The organism is Petrotoga halophila DSM 16923, assembly GCF_002924615.1.
This window is the reverse complement of sequence record NZ_JALY01000025.1, coordinates 1-20925: the sequence shown is the minus strand read 5'-3', so window position 1 is coordinate 20925 and position 20925 is coordinate 1. Positions and strand designations below refer to the sequence as shown.

The window sequence follows — 20925 nt, the reverse complement described above, 5'->3', positions numbered from 1 at the left end:
ATAGGTATGAAAAATTAAGGAAAAAATTGGTTTCACAGGAGGTATCACCGAAATGAGTAGTTTAATAAGTACGCCTAATTCGGTGAGATTCAGCGGAGAAGCCGGTCAAGGTAACATCTTAATGGGAATAATATTTGCAAAAGCACTGGTAAAAGAAGGATTTTGGGTTGTTCAATCTCAACATTATGGTGCACAGGTGAGAGGTGGACTTTCTTATTGTGATGTGCTCTTTGATCAAGAACCTATAGATTATCCCGAGGCTAAAAATTTTGATATATTGTATTTGATGCATAATGTTGGTTTAAATCATATTGGGAATCTCAAAAGAAATGGTATTTTATTCTACGATGAAAAATTTGTTGAAAATATACCCCAGTATGTAGAAAGAATCACCAAAAAAATAATCAAAGTTCCAGCTTCACAAATAGCTATAGAAGAATTATCAAACAAAAATGTGGCAAATATGATAGGGTTAGGGGTTCTTTGCTCAGTAACTCAGATAATAAGTTTGGAAAGTCTTATAGAAGAAGTCAAATCGAACGTATCAAAAAATTACATAGAAATTGATGAAAAAGCCATCAAAATTGGCTATGATTTATGCAAAAAAAGGTATCCGTTAGAGTCAACTAAAATGTATAAAAAATTAGGGAAAGGTTATGAATAGAAATAATGAAAACAGGAGTCTAAAAAGTAGTTTTTCTTATGCTTTGAAAGGGCTCATCGAAATTTATAAATCTCAAAGAAACTTTAGAATACAAAGTTTAATAGGATTAATAGTGTTAATTGTTGCTATTTTTGCCAACTTAACTGAAGTTGAGTTTATACTTTTAATATTCACAGTTATGCTAGTGTTGATTATGGAAACAGTGAATACCGTAGCAGAGAAACTGTTGGATTTTCTTCATCCTTTTTATAGCTCTTCGGTAAAGATAATTAAGGATGTTTCTGCTGCATCGGTTTTTATAACTTCTATCTTCGCAGTTGCAATTGGAATAATTATCTTCGGTCATGCTTTTTTCAATCTGAACCCTAAATATGGTATAATTTTAGCAATAGTTTTTTTGCTTTTTTTGAATTTATGTGGCTTTATATATAAAAAAACAGAAAAATAATGAGGAGGAAGATACTTGGATCAAATAAGGGTCTTAATAGTTGATGACTCAGCCTTCATGCGAATGGTCCTAAAAGATATTATAGACAAGGAACCTGACATGAAAGTAGTTGGATTAGCCAAAGATGGAATTGAAGCGGTAGAAAAAGCTTTGTCTTTAAATCCAGACGTGATTACTTTAGATGTTGAAATGCCTAAAAAAAACGGGCTCGATGCTTTAAGTGAGATAATGTTAAAATCTCCAACAAGAGTTATTATGGTAAGCGGTTTGACTTCAAAAGAAGCCTCTATTACAATAGAATGTTTAGAAAAGGGAGCTTTTGATTTCATTCAAAAACCGGCTGGAAGTACCTCTTGGACTATAAGAGACGTTCAAGATGAATTGCTGAGAAAGATAAGAGAAAGTATGAATGTCTCTATCGAAAAATTGAAAAGTATCCATTTTGTTGGAAGCAAGAAGATAAAGAAAAGTGCAAGAGTAAATATATTGGGAGAAAAAGTTGTGTTGATAGCAAGTTCAACGGGAGGACCTCGTTCTTTAGATGTTATAATTCCGCAACTACCTGAAAATTTGAATGTTCCAATAATTATTGTTCAACACATGCCGGCAGGTTTCACAGCTTCTTTAGCTTATAGATTGGATAAAATTTCAAATTTGAAGGTAAAAGAAGCTGAGGAGGGAGAATTTTTACAAAAGAATGTTGTATACATTGCTCCAGGGGATTTTCATTTGGGTTTAAAACAGGAGGACCATAAAATAAAGTTGTTTTTAGATAAAAGCGATAAAATTAATAATGTACGACCTTCTGCTGATTTCACTTTTGATCTGGCTGCTGAAATTTTTAAAGAAAAGTCATTGGCAGTTATTCTGACAGGAATGGGAAGAGACGGTGCGAAAGGGGCATTTAAAGTTAAACATTACGGTGGAAAGGTTATAGCAGAGTCGAAAGAAACTTCCGTGGTTTATGGAATGCCAAAAATCGTTGCCCAAGAAGGTTATGCTGATTTTGTCCTTCCCAATTACGATATTGCAGAAAAAATATTGGAAATTTTAACTGAGCAACCAAGGGGGATAAAAAGATGAGTAAAAGGGTAATGCAGCGGTTAATAATTTTTGGCTTTATATTTCTCTCAGTTACTACATTTGCAAAAACACTTTATTTTCAATGGAGAGAAATAGATCCAGCTTACTATTTCGAAAATGGGGAGAATTTATATGTTAGTTTAAAAGTTATTTCTGAAAAGAGTGGAAGAGCTTTAGATGTATATAACGATACTTTGATTTACGTAAAAGACAGCAAATGGAACGTTTTTATTTTTCCCCAGAATAGTTTAGCAATTATTAACAGCACCGAATCCATTCGTTTCGATCCAAGTGATCTAAAAATAGTCGATGGAGAAATTTATTTAACTACAGAGTTGATAGCTAAGTTGATCAACTTAGAATTAATTTCTAACGATTCTGCTGTTTACTTGAACCTGCCGCTAACTCAAATAAGCTCAATAAAAACGATCATACAGAAAACCGATGCCAGAATAATAATAGAACTTTCTTCAAGTCCTGAAGATGTTGGAATATATCCTTTAGTTAATAAATCCGGATATTTAATTAAGATAAAAGGTGCCGAAATTCCTGATTCTTATTACTATGAAGAATACAACAACAAGATCAATTACATAAAGGCATATCACTATTCACCAACAGAAGTTTGGATACAAGTAAAACTGAACAACTCCGCTGATTTGGAAGAATTAATTGAAGAAAATAGAATCATATTAGACCTTTCTTTTAAAGATACAATCACCTTGCCTGTTTTGGTCTTGGATCCAGGTCATGGAGGGATAGATCCGGGAGCTGTTGGTCCTAACCAAACTTTTGAAAAAGACATTGCTTTAAAAGTAGCAAAAAGAGCTCAAGAACTTTTGAAACCTTACAGTATTAACGTTTATCTGACTAGAACAAACGATGTATACGTTGATTTACACGATAGAGCAGTTTTTTCTAATGAAAAAGGTGCAGATTTATTCATTAGTTTACACTTGAATGATTATCCTCAAGATTCTTCAGTTTACGGATCAGAGGTTTACTATTTTGATTTTTCAGAAAGCGCATATGCAAGAAGAATAGCCTACCGGGAAAATTTAGATTTGAATACTGATAAAAATCTTATAGAAACATGGGTGACGGATAAAGAAAACAGTCTAGATGAAAGTGAGAAGTTTGCCAATATATTGGCAAGTTATTTGAATGTAAATGGGGTTAAATTTAGGGGCGTTCATACAGCAGAGTTCGCTGTTTTGGCTTATACCAGAAGTCCCGCAGTTTTATTTGAAATGGAATTTATCAGTAATCCTCAAGTAGTAGATGAATTTACGAATGGGGACTATGTGGAAGTTTTTGCAGAAATTATTAAAAACGCAGTTATTGACTTTTTTGGTCTAAAATAGGGCGTTGGAGGTGGCCCCCCAACCCAAACGTTGGGGTAAACCCCAAGCCCCTAAAACCTTTTTAAAAACCGTAAAACAATTAAAAAACATCGTTTAGAAAACCGGCAAACCAAACCCTCAGAAGAATTTTAAATCTATTTTGATTAATTGGTTCGCACAAACCGGCGAACCATAAAGGAGGTTAATTTATTTGCAAGAGAAGGCAAAAATTCCTACTGATATATTGATTTTTCTTGTTTTGTTTGCTTTAATACCTTTTTTAATGGTACCCAATTTGGTTTATGAGTACTCTACTCAAAAACATTTGGTTTTTTCTTTATTCATGGTTTTTATTTTAATTTATTATTTGTTTAAATACTTTTCTAAACCTATTTCAATAAAGTTCACTTATCCACACATTTTTTTATCTTTTTTCAGTATTTCTGCCTTTTTATATTTGATATCAGTTTACATAGAGAATAAATATTACCTACCTACGTCAGCTGGAGTAGCCTTCTACATAGTGCTTATTGCTTTTTTTTCGTATGTAGTTACAACGCGTTTTGGGAAGGATTTTAAATTCATCGAATATGGTCTTTTTATTTTTATGGTTACGGGAACTGTTATAGCCATAGATGGGCTTTTGAACAAGTTTTTAGGCTTTGATTTGTTCTTTGGTAAGTATGGAGACCCTTCTCAAAGAATAGCCTTAAGAACGACTATCGGGAACCCTAATTTTGTTTCAGACTATTTGGCACAGCTATTACCAATTTCTATATATTTTACTTTGAGAAAGAATACGAGTATCTACATTAGAATATATGCTTTAGCGAATGTTTTTATAATGTATTGGGTTGTTTTGTTAGCACAAACTCGTTCTATTTATCTTGCCACCTTTGTTGGATTAGGATTCACTATAATATCTTTTCTCATTTCCAATAAAAAAGATACCTTGAAAAATTATGTAAAAAGTAAAGAGTTTAAAATATGGATAATTCTGGTTTTATCTGTTTTAGCCTTTTTATTCCTTATGTTTAATTTTGAAACGCCATTCAACAGGGGTGGAGAGGTGATAGCGACAGACCGCTTCGCAGCTATGGCTTCTGTTTCTTCTTGGGATGAAAGAAGTTTGTCTTGGCTCTCCGCTGTAAAACAATTTGCAGATGAGAATCATAAAAACCATTTTATAATTGGAAGTGGAATAAATACATATCCCGTTTATGCGGTTCATTACCTAGCTGAGGTGCAAGCGGAAAATCCTGAGAGATTTTTATATGCATGGAATAACTTCAAAAGAGCTCACAACGATTATCTACAAGTGTTGGGAGAGACAGGTATTTTAGGTTTCTCTTCAATATTGTTAATGCTCGTAAGTTTAATGGTGATATACTTTAAAGTTCTAAGGTTTGAAAAAGATGATGACAACAAGAGCCTTTTATTCCCCTTATTTGGATGGAGCGCCACGGTCATGGCAATCCATGCATTCACAGAGTTTGCATTTCACATGCATCCAAACCTTATATTAAGTGTATTTATCCTCTCAAGTGCTGTATCAGAACAGTTCAATTCACATGTGAAAAGTTTTAATATCAAAAATAGTCAGGTTGTGATTATTCCTTTAGTTTTGGTTGGAATAGTGGCGTCGTATTACAAAATAAACGAAGTTACATCAGAAGCTTTTTTCGTTAAAGGAAATCGTGAATACAATTCAATGGTATCTCTTATTAACGCTACTGAAAGTCAAATACCAAATATTATAAGCCAACTTGAAGCTCAAAAATCCAGTCTTCAAAAACAATTGATGAATTACACTCCAGGGAGTGTGAATTTTCAAAGGATAACTCAAAGTATAAACCAGATAGACACACAGATAGAAGATTATAAAAATATGCAGTTATCATACGAGAATAGAGCAGAACAAAGCTATAAGAATGCCTTTGAATATTTCCAGAAATCATTAAAATGGAATCCGAATTTCGGCAAATCGGCATTTTACCTGTCTCAACTTTTGACGTCTAGCATTCGGCAGAATTCCCTTACTTATGAAGATTTACCTAAAATATTTGAAAAAGAAATCGACGGTTACGATTTTATGATCGAAGAGTTCGAAGGTGCAATGGATTTAATGCCATTTCCTGATAATATTTTAAGAGACACCGTAGAACCGATTTATTCCAGCGACTTGAACAACAATGCTAAACAGATTACTTTAAAAATTCAAACCCTCTACGATGGAATAAATCAGTTAGAATATTCATACTTATCATTCAATGAAAAGAATGCCTATAGATTAATAGGCAGAATATATTATAACATCGTAATTCTATACGAACAGCTAAAGGATTACATTCCACTAGATAAGTTAAAGACAGTAGAAAAACTTCAAGACGAGGCTTACAATAATTTTCATCATTGGGAGCAGCAAGCTATATACATCCTTCCTGGGGGTTGGAATAGGTTTCCTGAATGGGAAGATGTTTATTATGAATATTTGCTGTTAACCGTAAGGCTGATAAATATATATCCACAAGATGAATTAATAAACAAAATAGTTTTCATTACTCAAAAAGAGGGAGAAGCAGATTATTACATGGCCCAAAAATCTAGAGGGATACCAGATAGTTCATTAAAATTGTTATCTGAGTTATATTCAACTTTGAGAGATGAAAATTTAAAAAATCAACTAGTAGAAAACATTGTTAGCAATTATAAAGCTGTTTATAACTATTACAAGAGTTTAAAAGAAGAAGGATCACCCAATTATTCTAGATATCAAGATAGAATCGAAAGTTTCTTCAGTGATTACGAATTTTTCACAAGAAGGATGGTAAAGTAATGATCAAAGTAATGACGTTTTTGTTGTTGATATCTTTGAGTTGGTTTTTGATTGTATTTTCTGCTTATTTGAAAATAAACTCTTATGGATACACACTTGAAGGTAGCCTGAAGGATTTCTACGTTGAAAATGCTTCTTTGATGAAAGTTAAGCCTTTTATAGAAGATGACCAAATTGAAGAAGCTGAATTGAATGGATATAAAATTTATAAGAAAGATGATAAAATCATTATAAAGAAAGTTATAGAGTAGCTTTGAAAAATATTCTCTCAAAGAATAGGAGTTTTCAAGCGCAATGATTGAAGAAGTTATAAATTCTTTTGATTATGTTGTTCAATTGAAAGAAAAGGGAATGATAACTTGGGAAGAGATCTTCCCAAGTTTTTATAGCATCGCAAAAAATAATTTCAAAATAATTAAAGAAAATGGCCTTTTGGAAGATGTTAAGAAGATTCTGGCTTATATAAAACCTCTTGAAACATTGCCAGAAAAACGCAAGGAAAAACGTCTAGAAGGTTTAAAAGACTCTTTAAAGATTTTAAAAGAGCGGTATTTAGTTGATGAAGTCTCAGTAAAACCAGAAAAAAAATTAGCACCACTCACCGATATAAAATATATAAAAAAAGTAGGAGCGAAAAGGGCCTTAATTTTAAATAAATTAGGTATTTATTCATTAAAAGATTTCTTTTACTATCCACCTCGGGATTACGAAGACAGAAGAAAGGTTGTTAAAATATTCAACGCCAAAGAGAATGAAAAAGTCGTAATAATAGGGAACGTAGTGAAAAGTGAAGAAGTAAAAATAAATAAGGGTTTAACTATTTACAACTTTTCAGTGGAAGATGACACGGGGGTCATAATTGTTACTTTTTTCAACCAGGATTATGTTAAATCTTATTTAAAAAGAGGTGTGAAGTCTGCTTTTTATGGGAGGATAGAGTATTCATATGGTATGAAACAGATGAAGTCTCCAGATTTTCAAGTTATCAAAAGTGAGGAGGATTTCAAAAGAGAAATTCTGCCAGTTTATCCATTGACGTCTGGTATCTTCCAAACAATTATGCGAAAAATAGCAAAAGAAGCTATTCAACAGACATTTTTTTTAGAAGAGTTCTTACCTGAAGAATTCGTTCAAGGGTTCAACTTATTAGATTTGAAAAAGCGAATAAAAGGAATCCATTTTCCTTTAAGCATTTATCATAAAGAAAGGGCTTGGTACTCTTTAAAATACGAAGAGGCAATTTTATTTGAGTTAGCAATGATCTATCTGAAATTAAAGATGAAAGAAATGAAAAAAGGTGAGAAGAAGGAGATAAAAGGAGAATTATCGGAAAAATTTCTCAAGACTTTAAATTTTGAACTCACGCAAGCCCAAAAAAGAAGTTATGAAGAGATAAGAAAAGATTTGATATCTCCATATCCTATGAACAGGCTTTTGCAGGGGGATGTTGGTTCTGGTAAAACTGTTGATTCAGAATTAGCGATTATAGATGTTTGTGAAGCCGGGTATCAAGCAGCGGTTATGAATCCCACCTCTGTTTTAGCAAAGCAGCAGTTTAAAAGGCTATCAAAAGATTTAGAGTCGTTAGGTTTAAAAGTAGCTTTGTTAACGGGAGATACCAAGGAAAGCGATAAAGTATTAATTAAAGAAAAGTTAAAGACAGGAGAAATTAATGTTGTAGTTGGTACCCATGCAATTATTCAACAAGATGTAGAATTTAAAAAACTAGGGTTGGTGGTTATTGATGAACAACATAGATTTGGAGTGAATCAAAGACTGGAACTCATTAAAAAAGGGAATCATCCTGATATTTTGGTTATGACTGCTACTCCTATTCCTAGAACTTTAGCAATGACTTTTTATGGTGACTTAGATGTTAGCTTAATTGATGAAATGCCTAAAGGAAGAAGGCCTATTAAAACAATACTTGTAGCTGAATCCAACAGGAAAAGTTTGTATGAGTTCGTTAAAGAAGAATTAGATCAGGGGAATCAAGTTTTTTTCGTGTATCCTTTGATAGAAGAATCTGAAGCCTTAGAATTAAAAAACGCGATAAGTATGTATGAAGAGTTAAATAAAGTATTTGAAAAATATAAAGTGGGACTTTTACATGGGAGGCTTTCATCTTCAGAAAAAAATGACGTTATGGACAAATTTGTTCAAAAAGAATATGATATATTAGTTTCGACATCGGTAGTAGAAGTGGGGATAGATATCCCTGATGCAACGGTAATGGTCATAGAACATCCGGATCGTTTTGGATTATCTCAATTGCATCAGCTCAGAGGAAGAGTGGGCAGAAGTGATAAACAGTCTTATTGCTTTTTAGTAATAGATGATGATGCCAACAATGAGATAAAAAGTAAAATGAACTCCTTTTCTAAGACGTTAGATGGTTTTGAAGTAGCAGAAATTGACTTAAAATGGAGGGGACCAGGCAAATTCTTTGGAGTGGAACAGCATGGGATGCCGGAATTTAAATTTTTAGATTTAGTCGAAGATATAAATATTATAGAAAGTTCAAGAAAAACGGTAGAACTTTTTTTATCTTCTATCCAAAGTTTCGATAGATATCCTAATTTAAAACACGAATTGCAAGTAAGATATGGAGATTCAATACATTTGGTCAATGTACTATAGAGATTTTTAGTTTTGGAAGGCTTTAGGAGGATGAATATGAAAAAGGATAAAGTCTTTTTAAACACTTTGTGGGTTTCGATAACCTCTTTTTTAGTTATTTGTATAGTTGTTTTACCAAAGAGTTTTTCTGGGGAATGGTATTTCAGTCCAGTTTTAGTTACGGTTGGTCCATTAGAAATAAGATGGTATGGACTGTTAATCGCTTCATCGATACTGTTGGCAACATTTATTGCTCAGAAAGAAGCTGAAAGAGAAAAAATAAACGAAGACGATCTTTTCACCGCAGTTTCTTTGGGAATTATATTTGGTATTATAGGAGCAAGATTATATTATGTTCTTTTTAATTTTGAATACTTCTCTCGAAATCCTTCAGAAATTTTTAAGATATGGCATGGAGGATTGGCTATACATGGAGCAATATTGGCTGCTTTTTTGGTAGTTTTTATGTATACACGTTTGAAAAAAAAGTGTACCTTTACATTTCTGCAAGGGCTAGATTTATTCACCTTTGTTTTACCGTTAGCTCAGGCTATTGGAAGATGGGGCAATTTTTTCAACCACGAAGCATACGGTTCACCGACAAATCTTCCATGGAAGATGTACATTTCTTTGCCTGATCGAATGCCAGGGTATGAAGCCTATGAGTATTTTCATCCAACATTCTTGTATGAATCTGCCTGGAATTTGGTGGTATTTCTAATATTGTTTTATTTTATTAGAAATAAGAGAAAAACGTATGGAGAAGTCACCGCTCTGTATTTAATTCTTTATTCTATTGGGCGAATCCCAATCGAAAGGTTAAGAACTGATAGTCTTTACATTGGGGATTTTCGCGTTGCAGTAGTTATAAGCTTAATATTGATAGTGTTGGGTTTTTTTCTTTTTGTATACCTGAGAAACAAAAGGGAAAACGTTGAAAAAAAGGAGTGAATATTGATTGGTAAATATTCTATTAATAGCTTTAGGTATTTTTCTCTTAATAAGAGGGGCAGATAGGCTAATTGAAGGAGCCCTTGGATTAACAAGAAAAGTAGGTGTTTCTGAACTTTTTGCAGGTTTAACGGTGGTGGCTTTTGGTACCAGTGCGCCTGAATTAGTTGTTACAATTTCTTCGTCAATAAAAGGGGCTAGTGTAGGATTAGGAAACGTTCTTGGATCCAACGTCGCAAATATTGGATTAATTTTAGGAATCTCTTTTTTAATCTCCCCAACAAAAATTCAAAAATCTACAGTAAACATAGAAATGCCTTTTTTGCTTATTATTTCAGTGGTTATATTTGCAATGATAATGGAAGGGAATAGTGTTCTAACTAGATACGATGGTATGATATTGATAACATTTTTGCTTATCTTTATGGCTTATCTCTATTATATGGCAAAAAATGATCAACAAATGAGGAAACAACTTGTTGAAAGCGATGAAATGAAGAAAGTCGAAAAAGAAGAGTCTTGGGCTAAAATAATCACTTTTTCTGCTTTAGGGTTGGCTATGTTGATAATAGGAGGAGAGTTGACGGTAAGTAATTCAGTTATATTTGCTAAAAATATTGGAATCTCAGAATCTTTGATAGGGGTAACTATAGTTGCTGTAGGGACTTCCCTGCCAGAATTAGTTACCGCTGTTGTTGCAGCGATCAAACATTCGGATGATATAGTGATGGGGAATATAGTTGGTTCCAATACATTCAACGTTGCTGCCATACTAGGTATATCAGCCCTGATAAATGGTGCCAAGGCAGATAGACCGGTTACTTTTGATGTTTCTTATGGGCTTTTACTAGCATTGGTCTTGTTGCTTGGTACGATGATCAAAAAAGATAAAAAAGTTGGAAGAGGTTTAGGTTCCATACTATTTTCTTTGTATGTAATCTACATAATAATTAGCATAAAAATTGGGTAGCTTTTTTAAAGTATGAAGAAAGGAATAAAAATGGGCATCGATAATAGAAAAAGGACGTTACTCGTTATTTTTGTTTTTATTGTATTTCTCTTTTTTTTCTTTTATCCGGTTACTTTAGTTGATGAAGAAGATTACAATATTAGAATTTTTTCAACAAGTTTAACAAAGGTAATTTTCTATGATGACATTCAATATACCTTTAAAGAGAAAACTATCTTTTTTTACGAAGAAATACCTTTTGAGGAGTTTATTTTGTTAAATGTACAAAACGGATTTTTGCCACGTCAAAGTGGAGATTCTTTAGTTCAAAGGCAAAGAGACGTTTCGTCGGCAATGGTTTATTTGAAAAATAAAAATACTCTTTGTAACCTAGATAATTTTTTCTATAACGAAAAATGGTTAGAGAATTGGATTGTTGAATCTAAAGATTTTTTGGAAAATGTTTCAGAGATCAATGAACCCTTGTATATTCTTTATATGAATCAAAGTAGGTCTTTTCAAGTTTTGCCAAGTATTTACGTTGTTAATTCTATCAAGGATTTAGTTCATGAGTTATCCCATTATTTTTTCGGTTACAAGGTGAAATCCTCCCTAAAGGATACTTGGCACGAAATCCTAGCAGAAACTAATTCATTATTGTTTCTTAGAGAGGTTTCTCCCGAGGAATATTTGAAAGAACTTGAACTAAAAAAAACAGGTTTTTACGATGAACCTTATGGAGAAAGTGTAATATCCTTCATGGAAAGATTGGATTTTGACAAAGAAAAAATATTTGATATAGAAAGATATATTTTAAATAATTTTGATAGATTAGATGATAAAAGTTTTGAAAATTTATTTGAAAACATTAATTAAACAATGAAGGTGTTAAAAGTGAAAAAAATTTTGTTGGTTTTTCTCATTACTCTTTTAGTTTATCTTTCTTTTTCATTTGACTATGTTTTTTTGTTTATAGCTGATGGAATGGGAATTCCACACATGCAGTTATCTAATATGTATAAGCAATATTTATACACAGATCAACTACACATCCTAGAATTACCTTACTATGGAATGGTTGAAACTTCTTCGATGAATGGTGTAACGGATTCAGCAGCAGCCATAACAGCAATTTTATCTAAAGAAAAAACCTACAACGATAGAATAAACATTAATCCTGATGATGAAAAAATACTTCCCATTACTTATGAACTAAAAAAACAAGGGTACAAAATTGGTGTCATAACAACCAACAGCATCATTGATGCTACCCCTGCGGGTGCTTATGCTTTCGTTGAAAATAGAAAAGATTACCAAAAGATAACGCAAGATCTTTTAGAAAGTAATTTTGATCTTTTCATAGGGGGAGGAAAAGCTTATCTTAAGGATAGCAACACAAAAGAGTACGGATATTTTTACACAGAAACACTTGATAGGATTCCGTCTCTTGATGATGAAATTGTTATGTTATATTATGGGAATTTCCCCTTTTTAACGGATGATCCAAACAGAGTAACGTTAGAAGAAACGTTAAATTATGCATTGAGTAAATTTAATGGTTCTCCTTTTTTCATTTTAATAGAAGGGGGAAGAATCGATCACGCTGCACATGCACATGATACTTATTCAATGATAAACGAAATATTAGATTTTGACAAGGCAGTGAAGGTTGCTATCGATTTTTATAAGCAATATCCTCAAGATACCTTGATCATAGTGACTGCAGATCATTCAACGGGTGGGTTGAGTTTAGGTGATGGTTTTTTAGCTCTTAATAAGTTTCAACCCAGTGCTTTTTCTTATGAAAAGATGATAAGTACATTTAACCAATCTAAGAATTATGAAGAGTTTCAAGAAAAATTAGGGTTAAAACTTGATTTAGAAAAAGAATTTTACTATACAAAGAATTCAGGAAAAAATGTAAGTTATCAATCGTCTGTGGTTAGAAGTTTTTATGATGTATTAAACGATCCTGTAGGTGTAAATTGGGGCACTTTTGGACATACATTAGATTATGTACCTCTTTTTTCCAACGTTCCCTTTGATAAAAATATAATATCAAATAATGAGATTTTTTCAATTTTTGAGATTTATTGACTTAAATGGAGTTAAACGGCTTTAATCGCTATTAATTGAAAGTAATTGCCTATAATTGGGTTTTGAGAAAAAAATTTCATGATGTATAATATCTCTACAGAGCACTTTTGTAGGTTACCCTCCCTCCTGGAGTGTTCTGTCCCCGGAAGAATTCATTTCCAAATTAGGGCCTTATTAAGGCCCTTTTTTTAAGATTTAAAAAAGATTAGAATTTCAATATCACCGTAATCTCTTACTTCTTCCCTAATCAAATTTTTGGGTATATAATCAATTTTTTCATTTTTATGTTTTTCAATAATGATATAGCCCCCTTTTCTAATTAAAGATATATTTGAATCTATGAATTTCAAAAACTCTTGGACATAATGATTATTAAATGGTGGATCAGCAAATATGTAATCAAACTGTTCGGCTGAAAGTTTTGTAATAGATTTTCTAAAATCTGATTTTATAACTTTTATATTACTTAGTACCCCTAAAGATTCAGCGTTTTTTAAAATCGAGCTCACCGCTTTAGACGAAATATCCACCATTGTGGAGCTTTTTGCCCCATTACTTAAAACTTCAAAACTCATTATGCCGCTACCTGCAAAAAACTCCAAAAAGTTAGCACCTGAAAAATCAAAAATGCTCATCAAAGCCCTTCTTAAAGTAGCAGGAGTATATCTTGTCCTACGATCATCAACTGTTTCTATATTAGTATTCTTAAATTTGCCGCTTTCAATCTTCAAAGCCATTTTTACACCTCATACAAACAAAGAAGGAGCTTCATTAAGCCCCTTCCGTTTTTGGAGCGGATGACGGGACTCGAACCCGCGACTCCCAGCTTGGGAAGCTGGAGCTCTACCAACTGAGCCACATCCGCATTTGAAATTTTTATTTTGAATCAAATATATTATACCAATAATTTAAAACAAAATCAATATTTAGTATTTTGATTATATTTTATCCTTGTTAACGTCATAAAATAATTTATGAAAGAACTTTTGTAAATTATTTTGAGAAATTTTTTTTGTTTCTAATTCCTTAATTATATCAAATAAGTCATTATCTAGATCATCTTCAAATGATAATTCTTTTTCTTCTTTTTCCATTATCGAAGAAAAGTTATTTTTTATCTCAGAATCAGGTTTTATAGCATCTTCCAAGTGAGAATATTCTTCTTGGTTTTTTTCATTACTTTCCTCTTCGAGGGTAACTGGTTCTTGAATGCTACTTTTTTCACCATTGCTTTCTAACTCATTTAGAATTTCTTCAATTTCTTCAAGGTTTGATTCTCTTAAGATATCGTTTATATCTTTATCAAGCTTGTTTTCAAGGTCTTCTATCTCATTTAATTTCCCTTCCTTGGGACCTTCTGATACGTTATTTTCATCTGGAGAAATGTCTCCATTCGAAGTTATCCCTATAAGTTTTTTTAAAGGTGATGATACCTTCCAAACTTTTTTTATATGTGGTTCATCAAATTGGTCTATTGTTTTGTATTTGATTTCTTGGGTTTCAACTTTGTCTATATTGGTTAGTATTTTCAAATCATTTAACTCATTTTCTTTTTTTTCAAAAGAGACATGTTTACGTATCAAAAAAACGGTAAAAAATGAGGCCGCCAAGGAAATAACAAATATTATTAACATTATAGTAAAAAAGGTTAAAAAATTAAAATTTTGCTGTTCTTTTTCAGGAGATTGAGTATTGTTGATTTTTAGATTTGAAGCGTCGAAAGCATCTGATTCGGAGGGTAAAGATTCAATAACTCTTAGAGCTTCATCCACAATAGGAATATCCTTAAATGGCTGCAAATATATTTTAGCTGTATCGTAATCTTTGTTGTGAAATGCAGATAACCCTAAATACAATTTTATATCGGGTATTTCACTTTCTAATCTAGGTGATAGTTGCAAAGCTTCTTCAAAAAAATCTTGAGCCAAATCATATTGGGCATTTCTATAGTACTTTAAGCCATTCATATAGTATTCGTAGGCAACTTCGTAATTATCAGCAAATATCAACATTATTTGGAGCAGAATTATCAACAGAGTGAGTACTTTCTTAACGATGATTCACCTCACAAAGAAAATGTAATTATTTCAATTCGGTTATTTTTGGTGACTATCCATCCTTTGCCGTTTTTATCGATAAGGACATCAATTATGTGTCTTTCAAATCTTTGGAAAAAACCAGGAAAAGTAGCTTCTTTTAAAAGTATGTAGCTCACATAATCTTTTCCGAAAACAAATAATTTATCATTAAATATTTGTAATTTTAATCTTCCTATATTTCCGTCTTCTATAAGTTGTAATCCATTTTTTGAACTATTCCAAAGAACTAATTTATAATTTGAAAATAAAATAAAATAATTGTTGTTATATAAAGCAAAATCAGTAATCTCCCCAAACTGAGTTTCTAAAACTTCTTGAATGGTGGAAGTATTTATTAATTCTACGACATCTTTATTTTGTAGTTTTGTTATTTTATCCTCAAAGATGACATATATTTCCCCATTTATTACTTTTAATGATATAAAATTGCTGCCTTGATTTATCAAGGAATCGTTGAGATAAACGTTACAATTGTTTGATTCATATTCTACACTTAAAAACCCTATATTTGGTAAATAGTAAATTTCGGTACCTTTAGAAGGTATTTCTGAATTAATTTTATCAATTTTGCCGTTTTCATTCAAAATGTATATACCATCAATGGTAGATATATAGTATTTGTTGTTAAATAGTAATCCTCCCATAATTTTGTTTGAAAATATTTTTTCTAGTTTGCTGTTGTAAATAGAATTAGGACTTTTAAAATAAATATTTTCTCCCACTGCAATAATGCTCAGTGTATCTTCATCTATTTCTCCTTGCTTCACTGGATTTAGTAAAATTGAACTTTCCTTATACTGTGATGGAAGGGTAAAAGACGAAATTATACTGGGGTGGGTATTTTTACTTTGGTCGCTAGAGCTGTTTCCTTCTTCAGTTTCGTATGTGTATTCGACAAAATTATCATCTTTAAAAGGCTCCACTGAATATGATGGGACAGATTCTTCTAAAAAATTAACTATTTCCTTTAAAACGTCAGGATCATTGTAAATTTCATAAAAGCTTTTTTTAGAATAATAAGTTTTTTCAATACCTTCTAAGTTGGCGCTGTCAACACTTACTATTCCATCTCCCTTTCCTTGCACAAATTCTGGATACAGTCTGGAAATATATTTGTTCGATAAGTCTTCCTCTATTTCAGGGTTATTACCAATAACCGATAAATATCTGATGTCATTTCTTATTCCAAAAGAGTTCAATTTATTTAGAAACTCAGAGTCAGGAATAAGATCTTCGTAATACGAATTTATTTGATCAAGGTAAGAACTAATTTGCGAGGTGATTTTTAATATTGTGCTATCTTCAACATTAAAGTATTGAGATAATATATCCGTGTTTTTTCCAAAGAGTAAGTTGAAAAAAAGAGGGTTTGCAAGATTACTTCCTTTATTTGGAGTAGAAATAAGTACTAAATTTTCGACATTTTGAATTGTTTGACTAGACTCTAAAGCATATCGAGCAATTAATCCACCGATACCATGTGCAATGATATCAAACTTTTTATTAGGAAATCTAGAAAGTTCTTGAGCAAGTCGCCTTCCTTCAAATTCGATATAGCTATTAATCCCTGTTCTTTTAACAAAGCTAACAAAAGAATCATTGTAATTTTGGCTTCTTGTAGATGTCAAGGGGTAATTGTAACTCCAAATGGTTCTATTTGGGAAAAGGGAGGACCAAAAAGATTGTGGATAACCATTTTCAGGTACATTCATTACTCTTCCAAGGAAGTTAAGATCCGTTCCAGGAATTAAAATAATATCAGGTTCAAGAGTTGGTGGTGCTTCTTTTATAACCTTGAGTCCAATAGATGATTCTTGTGGAGATTCAATGACTAGACCTATATAATGGACTTTAGTTATTTGGAAGGTTTGTGCTTCTATATAATACTCATTCTCGATTTTTACTATTTTTTCTCCGCTGAATTCCGAAACAATAGGAGGATCCTCGCGTGTAATGTAAGCCAAGGAAAAATTGATGAAGTTATCTCCGAAATAATTATCTTTTGGGATCTTGTATCTTAAAGTAATTGGTAAAATAGAGGATTCATTACTTTCATCGGAGAAAGTGATTTTGTATATTTCCCCATAAAAATTTTTGTAGTTGATCAATTCTTGATATTCTTCAGAACTTTTATCTACAACTCTAATGTCAATGTTTTTCTTTGAAGAAAAAGCAGACTTAGGTATATCTATTTGAATGTTTGTAGAAGAAGGAGTTATCTCTTTTGGAGGTAAAAAGATGTTTTTAAAAATAAGGAAAAAAACAAGCATCACAATGGCAATTACAATAATAAATAAAAGAATTTTGTATTTTTTTTCCATGTATTTAATTTTATTTAAAAAGTTAAAAGGTTTGAATTTTATAACTCAGTCAACTCCTTTTGAGATTGTTAACTTGTTTCTACAGTCTTTCTAACTTCCTTCAAAATTTGAGATAGTTCTTTTAGGTTAAGTTCTTCCAATTTTTGTAAAACATTTCTATAGATATTATCGGCTATTATTTGTGTTTCTTGAAAATTATAAAAATTTAAAAGAGTCTTTTTGTTTACATCTTTATTAGTTTCTTTTCCAATTTCTTCTTCCGTAGTAAATAAATCTTTTAGATCATCGAAAATTTGGAAAGATACACCGAAATCAGTGCCTATTATATTCATTTCTTTAGCTAGCTGTACTTCCCCGATCATTAAAAAAGGAGATGCAAAACAAAAACCAAAAACCGCGCCTGTTTTCTTTGAATACATCTCAAGAATTTCTTTTTCACTTACTTCTCTATCTTCTTTTTCAAAGATTAGATCTTCCATTTCTCCTTGGAATAATTTTAAAATGGTTTTTATAAAATAATCCATTAAAAGAAGTTTGTTTCCTTCGTTTATATTATCTAAATTGGCAACGATCTGCAGGGGGAGAGTGAATCCATAATCTCCAGCTAATAGAGCTTTATATTCTCCAAACTTTAAATGGTTTGCAAGCCCCCCTCTTCTTAACTTTGCGTTGTCTAAGGCAGGTAGATCATCATGTATTAAGGATGAGGAGTGTAAAATTTCGACAGCTATCGCAATGTCCATTAAAATTTTTTTATTTGCAGATACTATTTGCCCAAAGTTATATATAATCCATGGTCTTAGTCTCTTGCCTCCGTTTGCTATGTAATAAAACAATGGATTTTTTAAATGATTTCCAAGCTCCAAATTTTCAAAAAAAACTCTTATATTCTTGTCAAAGACGTCTTTAAACTCAGATAATTTTAGAAATTCCATCGATTCACCTCATACAATTATACAAATTATTCGTCATCTTGATCTTTATTTTTATTTTCAAATTTCCTTCTTAACTCGTCTATATCGAAGTTCTCAATATCTTGTCTGAATTCGCTTTCTTCTTCTGTGTTTATAAAAGAAGCATCAATACCATGTTCGGATACTATTTCTTCTTCTATGTAAATAGGCAAGTTGTTTTTTAACGATAAAATAATGCAATCCGAAGGCCTTGCGTCGATATAGATCTCTTTAGAATCACTACCTTCCAAGACTAATTTAGCGTAATAAATATCCTGCTTGAATTCGTCTATTTCTATCTTAATAGGTTTCGCCTTCAGTTGTTCGATGATATTGCCGATGAGATCATGGGTTAAAGGCCTTTCAAAATCTTCGTTTCTCAATATTAAAGCTAATACACCAGCTTCACAAGGTCCAATCCATATTGGTACAACAACGTTTGTATCTTGTATCCTTAAAAAAACTATTGGTGAGTTTGAAACTTTATCTATTCCCATAGTAACATTGCTTACTTTTTTCATGGTTGAAAACCTCCTTAAAAAAACTAGAATTACGCTCTTGTTTCTTTCAAAGCCAGTTGAGACTCGCTTGTAATCTTTTCACTGATAATGCTTTTAAGACATTCTCTTAATTCTCCTTCACTAGCGAAAAGTTTTGGCTCAACTGGTTCGTGTATGAATAGATTAATATTCGAGGGTTTGATAAAGGCGCTTCCTTTTTTGCTCATTTTGATAGTTCCATCTATTGTGATGGGTAATATTTTTATATTATACCTAAAAGGTATTAATAGAGTTCCTTTTTTAAATTCGCCTACTTGACCATCTAAACTCCTTGTTCCTTCCGGAAAAAGGGTTATTATTTCTCCAGATTGAGATAATTTTGCAAATTTTTTAAGAGCTATAGCACCACTTTTTACATTACTTCTATCTATTAAAATAGAACCAAGCTTTTTGATGAAACTTCCCAATATAGGAATCATAGAAAGCTCTTTTTTCGCTATAAAAGCTGTGGGATAAATATAACCTAAAATTAAAGGAATGTCGAATATGCTTTGATGGTTCGCTACTATTACATAAGGCCCTTGCTTTGGTATATTTTCTTCACCGAAAACTAAAATCTTGCTATTTAAAAATTTAAAAGTAACTCTTCCAAACCAAGATACAACTGTTCTAATATATTCTTGCGAGACTTTGAATCCTTTCCGTTTTTCCAAGATATTGGCTTTTATCAATACATAACTTCCATATACAATTACAACGCCAAAAAAACCAATAATTAACCATATTGTGAAAAAAATCGCCTTTATTGTTTCTAATACTTTTTTCATTGATTGCCCTCCTTTTTCGTCCCTTTTCTTTAAGACACATAAGACTATGATTCAAAGTGATCAATTTCTGAAACTTTACTATCTTCAATCTTATATTTTTTAGCTTCAACCAAAGCTTCTTTTTCTAATTCACTTAAATGTGGCAAAGAATCCTCAATAGATTTTATGTGATTTATATTTGATTTAGTGGCAGGTTTAGGAGGAATAAATACGCTACAGGAATCTTCGTATGGTAAAATAGATGTTTCATACAATCCGAATTTTTGGGATAATTTAATTGTTTCGTTTTTTGTAAAACCTATAAGTGGTCTTAAAAGATCTTTTTGACTGGAGTTAGAAATTGTTAGTAGATTTTCTATTGTTTGCGAGGCTACCTGCCCCAAACTTTCGCCGCTAACCAGAACTTTTGTGTTTGTAATATCAGAAATTTTGTTGGTAATCCTCATCATAGCTCTTCTTTGTAGAATAACTGAATACTTGTTTTCTTTTATATCTCTGAAGAGGAGTTGGATTTTAGTTAAAGGTACCACATATAAATAAAAAGGAAAAGACATATATTCACACAGTATAGAACCAATTTTCAAAATTTTACTTAAAGATTTAGGACCAGTAAATGGCGGACTATAAAAGTTTACAGCATTTAGTAACATCCCTCGTCGCATCATTAAAAGAGTGGCTACTGGACTATCAATCCCACCTGACAACAAAACGGTTCCTTTTGAAGATGTACCAACAGGTAATCCGCTTGCTCCTTCTAAACGATTGTTGAATATAAACGCACCTTCTTTTCTAATATCTATTTCTATATTAAGCTCTGGATGATTTAAGTCAACTTTTAGTTGGGGGAAATAATTCAAAGTAAATTCTCCCATCATCCCAGCGAATTCTTGGCTGTTATAAGGGAAAGATTTATTGGCTCTATTGACACTTATTTTAAAAGTACTATAATTATTGTTTTCAAGAGAATTTTTTGCTATTTCATATACCTTATTTTTAATTGAATCTATATCTAATTGAGTTTTTTCAGCTATTGAAAAAGAATGTATCCCAAAAATCTTTTTTAGAATATCGATATCTTTAATGCTAATCTTCATATTGCTTCGAGGAATTAAATATATTCTGTTGTTGTTAACTTTGAAAATGAAATTCTGTGAGATTTTGCTTTGAATGTTTTCTTTAAGTTGATTCATAAAAAACTTTTTATTTTTATTTTTTAGACCAATTTCGTCAACCCT

At 31.7% G+C, this 20925-nt stretch carries 18 protein-coding genes and 1 tRNA gene; 11 read left to right on the top strand and 8 right to left on the bottom strand.

What is annotated here, in order from left to right; genetic code table 11:
* The first annotated feature begins 52 nt into the window (after window positions 1–52).
* From AA81_RS01260 to AA81_RS01210, 11 genes are all read left to right on the top strand, one after another.
* Window positions 53–664: a 2-oxoacid:ferredoxin oxidoreductase subunit gamma family protein gene (locus tag AA81_RS01260; protein ID WP_103076507.1), complete on the top strand. Its 612-nt coding sequence runs from the start codon at window positions 53–55 to the stop codon at window positions 662–664.
* The gene (locus tag AA81_RS01255; RefSeq protein ID WP_103076506.1) at window positions 657–1112 is read left to right on the top strand and encodes a diacylglycerol kinase family protein; all 456 of its coding nucleotides are present in this window, start codon (window positions 657–659) and stop codon (window positions 1110–1112) included. Before AA81_RS01260 ends, AA81_RS01255 begins: the two co-directional genes overlap by 8 nt.
* 57 nt (window positions 1113–1169) lie before the next feature.
* Window positions 1170–2195: a protein-glutamate methylesterase/protein-glutamine glutaminase gene (locus AA81_RS01250; protein WP_439331570.1), complete on the top strand. Its 1026-nt coding sequence runs from the start codon at window positions 1170–1172 to the stop codon at window positions 2193–2195.
* Window positions 2192–3559 (top strand): N-acetylmuramoyl-L-alanine amidase family protein, encoded by a 1368-nt coding sequence (locus AA81_RS01245; RefSeq protein WP_103897943.1) that lies wholly within the window; start codon window positions 2192–2194, stop codon window positions 3557–3559. The genes AA81_RS01250 and AA81_RS01245 overlap by 4 nt, the downstream gene beginning before the upstream one ends.
* A 190-nt stretch (window positions 3560–3749) precedes the next feature.
* The gene (locus AA81_RS01240; protein ID WP_103897942.1) at window positions 3750–6374 is read left to right on the top strand and encodes an O-antigen ligase family protein; all 2625 of its coding nucleotides are present in this window, start codon (window positions 3750–3752) and stop codon (window positions 6372–6374) included.
* On the top strand, window positions 6374–6625 hold the full coding sequence (locus AA81_RS01235) for a hypothetical protein (RefSeq protein ID WP_103897941.1): 252 nt from the start codon (window positions 6374–6376) through the stop codon (window positions 6623–6625). The genes AA81_RS01240 and AA81_RS01235 overlap by 1 nt, the downstream gene beginning before the upstream one ends.
* A gap of 43 nt (window positions 6626–6668) precedes the next feature.
* Window positions 6669–9014 (top strand): ATP-dependent DNA helicase RecG, encoded by a 2346-nt coding sequence (gene recG, locus AA81_RS01230; RefSeq protein ID WP_103897940.1) that lies wholly within the window; start codon window positions 6669–6671, stop codon window positions 9012–9014.
* A 36-nt stretch (window positions 9015–9050) separates the two neighbouring features.
* Complete coding sequence (lgt, locus tag AA81_RS01225; protein WP_103897939.1) at window positions 9051–9944, top strand: prolipoprotein diacylglyceryl transferase; 894 nt, start codon at window positions 9051–9053, stop codon at window positions 9942–9944.
* Between the two features lie 7 nt (window positions 9945–9951).
* Window positions 9952–10914: a calcium/sodium antiporter gene (locus tag AA81_RS01220; protein WP_103897938.1), complete on the top strand. Its 963-nt coding sequence runs from the start codon at window positions 9952–9954 to the stop codon at window positions 10912–10914.
* 12 nt (window positions 10915–10926) lie between these two features.
* Window positions 10927–11769, top strand: a complete 843-nt coding sequence (locus tag AA81_RS01215) for a hypothetical protein (RefSeq protein WP_103897937.1) — start codon at window positions 10927–10929, stop codon at window positions 11767–11769.
* Between the two features lie 18 nt (window positions 11770–11787).
* Window positions 11788–12990, top strand: a complete 1203-nt coding sequence (locus tag AA81_RS01210; RefSeq protein ID WP_169999574.1) for an alkaline phosphatase — start codon at window positions 11788–11790, stop codon at window positions 12988–12990.
* Between the two features lie 188 nt (window positions 12991–13178).
* On the opposite strand, the gene AA81_RS01205 is transcribed toward AA81_RS01210, so the two are convergent.
* From AA81_RS01205 to thiI, 8 genes are all read right to left on the bottom strand, one after another.
* Window positions 13179–13727 carry an RsmD family RNA methyltransferase gene (locus AA81_RS01205; RefSeq protein ID WP_103897935.1) on the bottom strand — a complete coding sequence of 183 codons (549 nt, stop codon included), beginning with the start codon at window positions 13725–13727 and terminating at the stop codon, window positions 13179–13181.
* A 52-nt stretch (window positions 13728–13779) separates the two neighbouring features.
* Window positions 13780–13855, bottom strand: a tRNA-Gly gene (locus AA81_RS01200).
* Window positions 13856–13928: 73 nt separating this feature from the next.
* On the bottom strand, window positions 13929–15023 hold the full coding sequence (locus AA81_RS01195) for a tetratricopeptide repeat protein (RefSeq protein WP_146050311.1): 1095 nt from the start codon (window positions 15021–15023) through the stop codon (window positions 13929–13931).
* 32 nt (window positions 15024–15055) lie between these two features.
* Window positions 15056–17410 (bottom strand): esterase/lipase family protein, encoded by a 2355-nt coding sequence (locus tag AA81_RS01190; protein WP_146050310.1) that lies wholly within the window; start codon window positions 17408–17410, stop codon window positions 15056–15058.
* A 68-nt stretch (window positions 17411–17478) separates the two neighbouring features.
* Window positions 17479–18345, bottom strand: a complete 867-nt coding sequence (locus tag AA81_RS01185; protein ID WP_103078136.1) for a polyprenyl synthetase family protein — start codon at window positions 18343–18345, stop codon at window positions 17479–17481.
* A 26-nt stretch (window positions 18346–18371) separates the two neighbouring features.
* Window positions 18372–18884, bottom strand: coding sequence for a bifunctional nuclease family protein (locus tag AA81_RS01180; protein WP_103897932.1), 513 nt, complete (start codon window positions 18882–18884; stop codon window positions 18372–18374).
* Between the two features lie 29 nt (window positions 18885–18913).
* Complete coding sequence (locus AA81_RS01175) at window positions 18914–19690, bottom strand: lysophospholipid acyltransferase family protein (RefSeq protein WP_103079455.1); 777 nt, start codon at window positions 19688–19690, stop codon at window positions 18914–18916.
* 44 nt (window positions 19691–19734) lie between these two features.
* Window positions 19735–20925 (bottom strand): tRNA uracil 4-sulfurtransferase ThiI (gene thiI, locus AA81_RS01170; RefSeq protein WP_103897931.1); only part of this gene is annotated, 1191 nt, incomplete at its 5' end.